The organism is Salinivirga sp. (genome assembly GCF_035268865.1).
In the GTDB taxonomy this organism is placed as follows: domain Bacteria; phylum Bacteroidota; class Bacteroidia; order Bacteroidales; family Salinivirgaceae; genus Salinivirga.
In genome coordinates this window covers 1-11,728 of sequence record NZ_DATFKB010000053.1, presented here as the reverse complement: position 1 = coordinate 11,728, position 11,728 = coordinate 1, and the positions used below count along the sequence as shown (strand labels likewise).

At 40.4% G+C, this 11,728-nt stretch carries 9 protein-coding genes; 8 read left to right on the top strand and 1 reads right to left on the bottom strand.

Annotated features, from left to right (window positions below):
* A partial coding sequence (locus VJ937_RS03610) for a DNA/RNA non-specific endonuclease (protein WP_324065528.1) occupies positions 1-493 on the top strand: 493 nt, incomplete at its 5' end.
* On the opposite strand, the gene VJ937_RS03605 is transcribed toward VJ937_RS03610, so the two are convergent.
* Positions 490-876, bottom strand: a complete 387-nt coding sequence (locus VJ937_RS03605; RefSeq protein ID WP_324065527.1) for a thioesterase family protein — start codon at positions 874-876, stop codon at positions 490-492. The two genes, VJ937_RS03610 and VJ937_RS03605, sit on opposite strands and share 4 nt — an antisense overlap.
* Positions 877-1,111: 235 nt before the next feature.
* Here VJ937_RS03605 and pheT point away from each other — a divergent pair, with 235 nt between their 5' ends.
* From pheT to VJ937_RS03570, 7 genes are all read left to right on the top strand, one after another.
* Positions 1,112-3,559 carry a phenylalanine--tRNA ligase subunit beta gene (gene pheT, locus VJ937_RS03600; protein ID WP_324065526.1) on the top strand — a complete coding sequence of 816 codons (2,448 nt, stop codon included), beginning with the start codon at positions 1,112-1,114 and terminating at the stop codon, positions 3,557-3,559.
* A 160-nt stretch (positions 3,560-3,719) separates the two neighbouring features.
* On the top strand, positions 3,720-5,180 hold the full coding sequence (locus VJ937_RS03595) for a T9SS type A sorting domain-containing protein (protein WP_324065525.1): 1,461 nt from the start codon (positions 3,720-3,722) through the stop codon (positions 5,178-5,180).
* Between the two features lie 124 nt (positions 5,181-5,304).
* Positions 5,305-6,768 (top strand): T9SS type A sorting domain-containing protein, encoded by a 1,464-nt coding sequence (locus VJ937_RS03590; RefSeq protein ID WP_324065524.1) that lies wholly within the window; start codon positions 5,305-5,307, stop codon positions 6,766-6,768.
* 404 nt (positions 6,769-7,172) lie between these two features.
* Positions 7,173-8,681: an acetyl-CoA carboxylase biotin carboxylase subunit gene (accC, locus tag VJ937_RS03585; RefSeq protein ID WP_324065523.1), complete on the top strand. Its 1,509-nt coding sequence runs from the start codon at positions 7,173-7,175 to the stop codon at positions 8,679-8,681.
* An 11-nt stretch (positions 8,682-8,692) separates the two neighbouring features.
* Positions 8,693-9,199: a biotin/lipoyl-containing protein gene (locus VJ937_RS03580; protein ID WP_324065522.1), complete on the top strand. Its 507-nt coding sequence runs from the start codon at positions 8,693-8,695 to the stop codon at positions 9,197-9,199.
* A 314-nt stretch (positions 9,200-9,513) separates the two neighbouring features.
* Positions 9,514-11,046 (top strand): acyl-CoA carboxylase subunit beta, encoded by a 1,533-nt coding sequence (locus tag VJ937_RS03575; RefSeq protein ID WP_324065521.1) that lies wholly within the window; start codon positions 9,514-9,516, stop codon positions 11,044-11,046.
* Between the two features lie 160 nt (positions 11,047-11,206).
* A complete protein-coding gene (locus VJ937_RS03570) occupies positions 11,207-11,503 on the top strand; it encodes a hypothetical protein (RefSeq protein ID WP_324065520.1) in 297 nt (98 codons plus the stop codon).
* Positions 11,504-11,728 lie beyond the last annotated feature (225 nt).

Below are 11,728 nucleotides of genomic sequence, written 5' to 3'. Positions count from 1 at the left end.
GGATGAGGATTATTATAAATCAGGTTATGACCGCGGACATTTAGCTCCTGCAGCAGATATGACCTGGAGTGAGCAGGCCATGACAGAAAGCTTTTACTATAGCAATATGTCTCCCCAGTATGCTTCGTTTAACAGAGGTATATGGAGGCAGCTTGAAGGTCGCACAAGAAAATGGGCTGCTGCATTTGATCGCTTGCTTATTGTATCGGGGCCGCTTTTTCTGGGAAATTCAACAGTAATTGGCCCCAATAAAGTTAGCATCCCTTCTCATTATTTTAAGGTTTTATTGGTTTTTAATGATTCTGTAAAAGAGGGTGTTGCTTTTATTTTACCCAATAAAAAGGGAGAAGCCGATTTGTTCAGCTATGCTGTTACTATTGACAGCGTGGAGCAGGCAACCGGTATTGATTTTTATGCTGCCTTGCCCAATCGTGAGGAACGGAAAATAGAAAGTACCTTGAATCTTGAATTTTGGCAAAAAGCCCTGGATTAACTGTCTAGCTTCTCCATAAACCTTTGGCTGTTGATCACAAAGCGACGGTGTGTTGCCGAACCTGCCAGTTCTTCGTTCTCAAAAACTTTAATTTCAAAGGTTACCTTGCGGTCATCTACCTCGGTGACTTTCGATATGGCTTTGACCTCTTTGCCCGGAAGAGTTGCTTTAAGGTGCTGCATGTTAATTTCCATGCCCACAGATGAGTAGCCTTCGGGCAAAAACTCTTCGATGCTTTTGTAAGCTGCATTTTCCATCAATGCAATCATGGCTGGCGTGGCATAAACTTCCGCCAGACCACTACCATAAGCTTTGGCAGTATGCTCTGAAGCTACCGTTTGCTTAATCTCGTAAATCAGACTTTCGGGTATATTGAGTTCCATAGCGTTTCATTTTAGATTTCATTAGTGAGTTGCCAATTCTATTCCAAAATAAAGGAAAATATTATTATTTGGATTGAACAGAGCTAATAAATGATAGAATACCGATCTGGAATGATTAATAATTGTACCATATAAGATTTTGTATTTCATAAAACCTGACACGTAATTATTTATCGTCACTGAAAAAATACTAACTTTGTCAGCTGATTTTTTGCACACAGAAAACACCCGCAATATGAAGATCTCGTATAAATGGTTAAAAGATTATATTGATTTTGATTTATCGCCCGAAGAAGTATCCCGTATCTTAACCGATACAGGGTTGGAGGTTGAAGGCCTCGAAGAGGTAGAGTCGATAAAAGGAGGACTTAAAGGTGTGGTTATTGGAAAAGTACTGACCTGCAAACCCCACGAGAATTCCGATCACCTGAGCGTAACAACTGTAGATTTGGGCAATGGCGATACAAAGCAAATTGTATGCGGAGCGCCGAACGTTGCCGAGGGCCAAACTGTACCTGTAGCTACTGTGGGCTCGACACTTTATGACGGTGATGAGGAATTTAAAATCAAAAAATCAAAGATCCGTGGTGAAGAATCATACGGTATGATTTGTGCCGAAGACGAGATTGGCGTGGGCGATTCACATGAAGGTATAATGGTACTGCCCGACGATGCTAAGGTAGGCATGCCCGCGAGCGAATATTTTAATGTGGAAAGCGATTATGTATTTGAAATCGGGCTCACTCCAAACCGAATTGATGGGGCTTCGCATATTGGTACAGCTCGTGATTTGGCAGCTTTTCTGAATTTGGAAAAACCAACACAATACAAAAAACCTGCAGTCGATGCATTCAAATCAGACCGGACCGATAATCCCATAAAGCTCACTATTGAAGATACTGAAGGCTGTTACCGCTATTCGGCAACAACTGTTGAGGGTATCACTGTGAAAGATTCGCCGGAATGGCTGAAAAACAGGCTAAAAGCCATTGGCCTCAGTCCAATTAATAATGTTGTGGATATTACCAACTTTGTATTGCACGAAACCGGCCAGCCTTTGCATGCTTTTGATGCAGATAAAATAAAAGGCGATCACGTGATTGTGAAAACCCTGCCCGAAGGAACTAAATTCAAAACCCTCGATGAGGAAGTTCGCACGCTTACAAGTCGTGATTTAATGATTTGTAATGCTGAAGAAGGTATGACGCTTGCCGGGATTTTTGGCGGTATTGATTCGGGTGTAACCGATAAAACAACCCGGGTGTTTTTGGAGAGTGCCTGGTTCAATCCTGTACGCGTACGTAAGTCTGCCCGATACCACGGTTTAAATACCGATTCTTCGTTCCGTTTCGAACGTGGTACCGATCCCAATGGAACTATTTATGCACTTAAGCGTGCTGCATTACTTATTAAAGAACTTGCTGGCGGAGAAATTACCTCCGACATCATTGATGAATATCCCAAAAAAGCACAGCCTTTTGATGTGAAATTTAGTCTTAAAAGGTTTCAAACTTTGGCAGGTAAGCAGATCGACCGGGAGTTGATTCTGAAAATTCTCAAGTCGCTGGAAATTGAAGTCGCAAATGAACAGGGAGATACCCTTGATCTGAAAGTACCTCCATACCGTGTCGATGTGCAGCGTGAAGCTGATGTGACAGAGGAGATTCTGCGTATTTACGGGTACAACAATATCGAAATTGGCGATCGTGTGCATGCTTCACTGAGTTATCAGCCAAAACCAGATGAAGAGGCACTGCGCAACCGCATTTCTGACATGCTTACAGCTTCAGCTTTCAATGAGGCCATGAGCAACAGCATTACCAAAGCTGAATATTTCGAAGCGTTTGATACATTCAATGCAGAGGAATCGGTTATGCTGCTCAACCCCTTAAGCAACGATTTAAATGCTATGCGTCAAACATTGCTTTTTTCTGCTATGGAAGCAGTGGAATACAATGCTAACCGGCAAAATGCTGATCTCAAACTTTATGAGTTTGGCAAGGTCTATTCCAAAAGACAAACGGACAGTGATAATCCATTGAAAGCTTACGCTGAGCGCACACAACTGGCATTGGTGCTTACCGGAAATAAGCAGGATGACACCTGGAGTGTAAGCCAGGAACCTACCAGTTTTTATGAACTTAAAGCACATGCCGAAAATGTTATGAAACGCATGGGTGTTGATGTGGATCAGATTGAACAGGAGTTTCTGAGCAACGATATTTGCCGTGAAGGATTGGTGTATAAATACAACAATAAAGAGATTGCCCGGTTGATGATCGTATCTAAACAGGTGAAAAACTTTTTTGACCTTAAAGCCGACGTTTATTTTGCCCAGCTTGAATGGGAATACCTTGTAAAACTGTTCGGTAAAGTAAAAACTCAATTTACAGAAGTGTCTAAATTCCCTGCAGTTAGAAGAGATATGGCATTGTTGCTCGATAAATCGGTTACGTTCGATGAATTGAAACAGTCTGCACTTAAAGCAGAGAAAAAGCTCATTAAGCAGGTTGGTTTATTCGATGTGTATGAAGGCGAAAATATTGAAGAGGGTAAAAAATCATATGCCCTTTCGTTTATTATTCAGGACGAAACCAAAACCCTTAAAGATAAACAGATCGATAAACTTATGAATAAATTGAAGGGCACTTTTGAGCACAAATTTGGTGCGCAGTTGAGATAAATTGTTGCATATCAACCTGCTCAAAAAACATAGCAAAAGGATCTCTTAAACAGGAGGTCCTTTTTTTTATGGGACTCATACCACGTAATTTTTTCTGTAACAAAACTTGTGATTCTGTGTAACAAGTTTTACCTTTATGTGAAATCTAAATGTTACTGCTATGAGAAATTTGTTAATACTTGCATTGCTTTTTATTAGTTTTTTGTCACTACAAGGCCAAAACTGGCAACCTTTAAAGGTTGCGGACAGCTATAATTATAAGCTGGGCGATACAAGCCTGATTACCCACGTTATTAAAACCGATTCTGTAGAAGTCGTCGACGGTGATTCGGTTTTCTATCTGAATCGAATTATGACTAATTGCGATACCTGCAGCGATAACCAAAACAATATGTATGCGCTACGAAACCAACCACAATTTTTAATGCGTAGCATGATTAAAAAATCTGACAGCATATTTGTGTTTGAAGATACTGGTAAGTTTCTGCTTAAGCCTCTTGCAAAACCTGGCCACAGTTGGGTTTTTGATACACTGAATAATATAGATGCAAGTGTTGTTTCTTCCGGCACAGAGGAGATTTTTGGGGAAATTGATTCAATAAAGCAAATAACGCTCTCAAACGACCGAACCATTCTATTGAGTAAGTCTTATGGGATTTTACAGTTCCCTTCTGTTAGCGATGAGATATATCAATTAGTGGGTGTGGAAGGATCACATCAGAAGGGTGAAAAGCTTCCCGGGTATACAGAATTTTATGACTTTACAGTTGGAGATATCTTTCAGAGAAAATATAGAAGTGTTGGTGGTGGAGATGGAGACACGTATGAGTATTTGTCGAAATATACCATCACATCAAAGCAGATAAATGGAGATACATTGACTTATGGAATTCATGTATATAAATGCAGCTGGGGTTTCCAAAACGGACATTATGTTGACACCAGTGGAACTGAATACAACTCAACATTAAACTATGTCAATTCTCCGGGTATTTTTGTAAATCGTTACCCGAATCAAATTTATGATTTTAGTCATATAATAGGCTGGACTCCGGTTGAAATGTACAATAGAACAATTTATACAGAGAGAAATGGAAGGACCATTAAATATGCCGGAGATCTTGAATTGTGGGATTTTTATCCCCATTACCGCGTATGTGACACACTTCCTGATTTATTAATCCGCAATAATGATGATATGACCTTCCAATTTGGTTATGTGAAATTTAAGGAGGGATTTGGGAAAGAATATGTATTTAATGGTTTTGAATATTTCCATCAATTCTATTTTACAGGAAAAGTACATGCAGGAGATACAATTGGTGGCGTTAAGCCAGATAGTTTTTATAAACACTATTTGGGAATTGATGAACATTTTATTAAGGAAATCAATGTATACCCAAACCCGGCAGCCGATGAACTAAAGATTGATTTTGGAACCATTCAGCCCGATAGGGTTGCTGTTTTTGATACCCGCGGGCGTAAGGTGCTGGAGAAGGAGCTATCCCGGTCTGTTTCTAAGGAGGTTCTAAGAGTTGGTACGCTGCCTCAGGGTATTTATGTTTTTGTTGTTTATAAAAACCAACAGGCTTTAGCCAGGCAGACATTCATGAAACAATAACTTCGTGGAGACATTCATTCTGCCCATCCACTTTTATTTGTTAGAGAGATTGACTTCTATCAAAGTTTTTTTGGAATAATTAATAACATGCCATAATTTCATGAAGAATCTAAATACTACTGCTATGAGAAAATATATATTCACTTTCGTTTTTATTATAATTTTTGGTTACTGTGAGTTATTTGGTCAGTCTGGTTTTTTTAATGAAACAGTTCACTATTACAAAAATAGTTTTGAGGAATCTATTTGGGCTGTAAAAGTTGATTCTACTCATTTTCAAAATGGAGATTCAACACTTTATTTTCAGGATGGCTTGATCTCCTTGTGGAGCAGTGATTGTGTTGATGTATCCGGTCCCAGTATCGTTGGACCCAAACTGACTAAATGGGCAAATGGAAATTATTCATTTTATAATCGTTATGGGGATTCTGTTTTGATAGATATGAATGCAAACGAAGGAACAACGTATTTATGCTATGAAGATTCAGTATACCAGGTTGATGCAACAGTTGAGTCTATTGAAAATGTGTATTTTAATGGTGAGCCGGATGTTGTGCATACCTTTAGCTTCATTGTTCAAAATAAATTTAAAAGTAAAAAAGAGAGATTTAATTCAATTAAAATCGGACTGAGAGCAGGTGTAATAAAATCTCGAGCATGGGTGTCGTTTCCCGAAGAATATGAATATTTCTCTCCTGATTATCGGGTTGCTCCAAATGCGTATTTTAATGGGGCTTTACCATCATTTGAAGATATTTGGAATGTTAGTGAGGCTGATTTTTTTAATTTTAATATTGGCGATGAACTGCATATTTTACTTGAAACTTCCGAAAGTCCTTTTTTGTGCCACAGAACATTAACCAAATTGAATGTTTTGGACAAAGCAATAGAAGCGGAACAATTAACAATTACTTATAAGCGGGAAAAGCAAATTGGAACTGATTCGATTTATGTTGATTCATTGGAGAATGGTCATTATTTCTATATGTACGAGGATGTTTTGGTCGATACTTTTCAACAAAGTTATAGTAAAGAGATAGATGCCAATTATAGTATGCCAATGTTGTATTCTGGTTATGCTGCTAACGCTATGTTTATGGAATGTGGACATTTTGCATATGTCTCACAATTTTATCAAATGAATAATGATTCATGTTCCTATTTCTTTTTTGAAGAATTGAGCGATATACGATTTGTTTTAGGTCTGGGAGGGCCTTATTATACAACACAAGATTTATTTAATAGTTATCCTTCTACTGAAAGAAAAATTAAATATTATCACTTGGCTGATGGTTCTGAATATGGCGAACCTCTGCAATTTGTATCTATAAATAATGTGATAAATTCTGCTGATTTAAATATTTACCCAAACCCGGCCACTGATTTAGTGAAATTTGATTCCGGAACCATTCAGCCCGATAGAGTTGTTGTTTTCGATGCCAGGGGCCGCAAGGTGCTGGACAAGGAACTGTTCAACCCTGTATCGGGCAGTGCTGTGAAAGTCAGTCATTTGCCCCAGGGACTTTATGTCTTTGTTTTGTACCGGGATGACCAGATTCGAGCCAGGCAGACTTTTATCAAACAATAACTTCGCAGCGTAATTATGTCTGTATTGAATCTTATGATTCCCTAATGGAGCCGGCCCGCGAGCAATGGTATGGTGTTTTTGTTTGTATTTCTATCATTACCATCATTCAGGACTGAGTGTAAGGATGCCCTTTTTGTGCTAAAATTGAACATTCTAAAAATGTAACTGTTCGGTTCTTAAGTTTCATGTGTATGAAAACAAGAGAACAAATAATATATTGTAATAGCCTCCTTTTGCCCTCCGGGCTTAATTCCTATCCTAACAATACTATAATCAAGGTCAATAGAAACAAAAATTATACACTTGTGGCTAATGATAAAATTTCATTAAATTAGCAAAAATGTAATTATTTACATAAATTGATAACTGAAATTATTAAGATCGCAGAATAAATTTAACTGCCTATGATACAAAAAGTTTTAGTAGCCAATCGCGGAGAAATTGCCGTGCGTGTAATGCGCACATGTCGTGAAATGGGCTTGCGAACAGTAGCGGTGTATTCCGATGCCGACCGCAAATCAATGCATGTGCGTTATGCCGATGAAGCCGTGCATATTGGCCCGGCACCCTCAAGAGAGAGTTATTTGAACATTGACCGCATTATTGAAGTAGCCAAAAGTACCGGTGCTGATGCCATTCACCCCGGATACGGGTTTCTATCAGAGAATGCAGGCTTTTCCGAAAGATGCGAAAAAGAAGGGATTGTTTTTATAGGACCCGGAGCGCATGCCATTAACACGATGGGTGATAAAATTTCTGCCCGTAAAACAATGGAAAAAGCGGGTGTGCCTATTGTCCCCGGTACGCTTGATCCAATTGATGATGAGCAAAAAGCCATAAAAAAAATTAAAGAGATTGGGTTGCCTGTAATGATTAAAGCTTCTGCTGGTGGGGGCGGAAAAGGTATGAGGCTGGTGCATGAAGAGGGAAATATTTTATCTGCTATCAGAAGTGCACGCTCTGAGGCCTCCGAAGCCTTTGGAGACGGTAGCGTGTATATCGAAAAATATATAACCTCACCCCACCACATAGAATTTCAGGTGTTGGCCGATAATCATGGCAATGCTTTGCATCTGTTTGAGCGTGAGTGTTCTGTGCAACGCAGACACCAGAAGGTTGTGGAAGAGACCCCATCGCCCTTGCTTACACAGGAAGTGCGCGAGGAAATGGGTGAACACGCTGTGAATGCCGCAAAAGCTGTAAATTATAGTGGTGCAGGAACCGTGGAGTTTGTCATGGACGATGACCTTAATTACTATTTTCTCGAAATGAATACCCGGCTGCAGGTTGAGCATCCCATTACAGAGCGTGTGGTGGGAGTCGATCTTGTAAAGGAACAAATCAATATTGCCAACAATAAAAAGTTAACCTTTAACCAAAAAGACCTCATTCAGCACGGCCACGCCATTGAATGTAGAATTTATGCCGAGGATCCCGACAATAATTTTATGCCGAGTCCGGGCGTGATTAAACACATTACTGAACCCCTGGGTTTAGGCGTGCGCACAGACGGGTATGTGTATGAGGGTTTTGAAATACCTATGCACTACGACCCTATGATCTCCAAACTTATTGTCTGGGGCGCAAACCGCGAAGATGCCATTAATCGCATGCAAAGAGCTTTGTATGAATATAAAATTACGGGCGTAAAAACCTCCATACGCTTTTTGGAACGCGTAATGCAACACAAGGTTTTTCAATCTGGCAGGTATAACACCACCTTTATTGAAAAATACAGTGATGATCTTTTTGAAAACGAAGATTGTAGCGGCGATTGTGAAGATATGGCCGTAATTGCAGCTTTTCTCGATTATCAGGCGAAGTTACAAAAGGCCAAACCACCCAAACATGGTGGGCAGATGACCAATAACTGGAAGGCTTATGGACGCCGAAGAATTAAAATCAGAATTTAAAATTTGATTGTATGGCACTTGAAATTAAAATAAATGACAGAACAACCACGGTAGAACAGTTAAGTGCCGATGGTTCAAAATATGTAATTCGTGTAGACGATCAAACATATGAAGTCGACGCGCTTATGGTAGAAGAAGGTGTGTATTCTTTTATTCATGACAATACATCTTACAATATTGAGGTAATTGAAGGAGAACACAATAAGAACTTCCAGGTCAATACCCTTTATGAAAGTTTTACGGTTGATATTATCGATGCCGAACGCAAATATCTGTTGAGTCGCAAGTCCGACGATGATGACGAAGAGGCCCACATTAAGGTGCCGATGCCGGGTAAGGTAGTACGCGTGCCAGTTAAGGTAGGCGATGAAGTAAAAGCCGGTGATACGGTAGTAGTGGTGTCGGCCATGAAAATGGAAAGTGAATATAAAGTGAAAAAAGACCGTGTGGTGAAAGAAGTTCATGTGAAAGAGGGTGATGTGGTGAAAGGCGGCCAAACTATGGTAGTTGTGGAGTAAGCAAATACCAAATTCCAATGGTCAGATCTCAAAAGACAAACGCAAAAATTCAAAAATCAACCCATGATCTATAATCTGACATCCACGATCAAGGATCTAGTATTTATGATGCGAAATCTAATAACCCGGCCATTTCGGTTCCCCCCAGCCCGGCCCACGAGCTACTCAATGACCTGTGAGAATCGATTCCCGCTAAGACAGCCCAATTGCCACTCAATATCCTGGAGAAGTCAAATCACACAGCCAAACATATGATCTAACATCCAATATCTACGATCTACTAACCATGATCCAAAATTTAAAAACGAAACAACATGAGTATACAAGAAAAATTTAATAAACTCGAAGAGCACACCCGCGAAGCTATGAAGGGCGGGGGTGAAGAGCGTATTGAAAAACAACATAAGGCCGATCGTCTTACGGCCAGAGAGCGCATTGACTTGCTGCTCGATCAGAATACTTTTGTAGAGGTGGACCGTTTTATGACCCACCGGAACCAAAATTTTAAAATGCCAAAGTTTTTTGGCGATGGTGTGGTTACAGGGTATGGTAAAATTGATGGGCGCCTGATTTACGTATTTGCACAGGACTTTACCGTATATGGAGGTACGCTGAGCCGCGCCAATGCCGATAAAGTAGTGAAAATTATGCAGATGGCCCTGAAAATGGGTGCCCCTGTAATGGGCCTGAACGATAGTGGTGGTGCCCGTATTCAGGAGGGTGTGGAGAGTTTGGCCGGCTATGCCGATATTTTCCACCTCAATGTGCGCGCTTCAGGGGTCATTCCCCAAATTTCTGCTGTGCTTGGTCCATGTGCTGGAGGTGCAGTTTATTCGCCTGCGCTCACCGATTTTATTCTTATGACCCAGAAGTCGAGCTACATGTTTGTGACAGGGCCCGATGTAATTAAAACTGTGACCCACGAAGAGGTAACCAAAGAGGACCTGGGTGGTGCCATGACGCACAACTCTAAAAGTGGTGTGGCACATCTGATGGCCGAAGACGATGAAAAAGCCATGATGATGCTGCGGGAACTGATGAGCTTCCTGCCCTCGAACAATATGGAAGACCCACCCATAAAACCCTGTACCGACGATATACACCGTGAGGATGAATCGCTGCAGGAGCTTGTCCCCGACGATCCTAATAAACCTTACGATATTAAAGATATCATCACAAAAGTGGTAGACGACCATAACTTTTTTGAGATTATGCCGCATTACGCGCAAAATATTGTGGTGGGCTTTGCCCGTATGGGTGGTCGCCCGGTGGGTATTGTGGCCAACCAGCCCGCGCACCTGGCCGGCGTGCTCGACATTGAAAGCAGCATGAAAGGTGCCCGGTTTGTGCGTTTCTGCGATTCGTTCAATATTCCGCTTATCACGTTTGAAGATGTTCCCGGCTTTCTGCCCGGTACCGACCAGGAGTTTGGCGGAATTATTAAACACGGCGCCAAACTGCTCTATGCCTTTTCGGAAGCTACCGTACCCAAAATCACCATCATTACACGCAAAGCCTATGGCGGCGCCTATGACGTGATGTCGTCAAAACACCTCGGTGCCGATGTGAACCTGGCTTACCCCACAGCCGAAATTGCCGTAATGGGCCCCGAAGGAGCAGTAAGCATTATTTACCGCAAAGAGAACCTCAACGAAGAGGAGCGCAAGCAAAAAGTACAGGAGTACAAGGAAAAATTTGCAAGTCCTTATCGTGCGGCGGAGCTGGGGTATATTGATGAAATTATTTACCCCAAACAAACCCGCCCGAAAATTATCGAGGCGCTGGAAATGACCCAAAACAAAACCGAAGCCATGCCACCCAAAAAGCATGGTAATATCCCGCTGTAAATTATAAGACCGTAAAATTAAACCCGCATGGATTTTTCTGTGCGGGTATTTGCTTTTATACTAAAATTATGAGTGTATAACAAATTTGGTTAAATTTGATAGTGCTCCGGAGTGTTCGATTACCATTTTGGAGATATTTCAAAAATCTGAAACAGAATAATTGTTAACTATAATGACAGGTGGTGCCGGACATACAAGGGATATGCAGAACAGGCTGAGACAGAATCGTAATTTGCGAACTTCTCAAAAAGATAAGTATAGTTTACGTAAAAGAAGCGCGGTTTCTTATAAACACAATAAAAATATACCTTCACATCAGGAGCTTTCAGCAGAAGTGAAAAACACAATCAGGAAGAAAGTCAGGGAGAAAAAAAAGAGAGATGTAATCGTTTCTATTTCTATAATTATTGCATTGATTGCAGTCACATTACTTTTAATCGTTACACAAACCGTCTGATTACAACATTTCTGTTCGATTCTAAAAAGGTGGTATTATTGAAACTTCTCAATCTGTTTTTGAATGAAAAATAGGAAAACTTAACAAGCTTTGTTAAATTTGGATGAATGCAATAACCTTTTTGCTAAACCTTTAAATAAAATGAATAACCGAACACTAGATGTTCGCTTATTTGAAGAAATTTGGAATGATATTGACAATGATTTTGTATATATGTCAATAGCC

Bases quoted from the DNA above. Each gene is read 5' to 3' on its own strand.
- VJ937_RS03575 (WP_324065521.1), top strand. From the start codon at position 9,514: ATGAGTATACAAGAAAAATTTAATAAACTCGAAGAGCACACCCGCGAA.
- VJ937_RS03590 (WP_324065524.1), top strand. From the start codon at position 5,305: ATGAGAAAATATATATTCACTTTCGTTTTTATTATAATTTTTGGTTAC.
- VJ937_RS03595 (WP_324065525.1), top strand. From the start codon at position 3,720: ATGAGAAATTTGTTAATACTTGCATTGCTTTTTATTAGTTTTTTGTCA.
- accC (WP_324065523.1), top strand. From the start codon at position 7,173: ATGATACAAAAAGTTTTAGTAGCCAATCGCGGAGAAATTGCCGTGCGT.
- VJ937_RS03605 (WP_324065527.1), bottom strand. From the start codon at position 876: ATGGAACTCAATATACCCGAAAGTCTGATTTACGAGATTAAGCAAACG.
- VJ937_RS03580 (WP_324065522.1), top strand. From the start codon at position 8,693: ATGGCACTTGAAATTAAAATAAATGACAGAACAACCACGGTAGAACAG.
- pheT (WP_324065526.1), top strand. From the start codon at position 1,112: ATGAAGATCTCGTATAAATGGTTAAAAGATTATATTGATTTTGATTTA.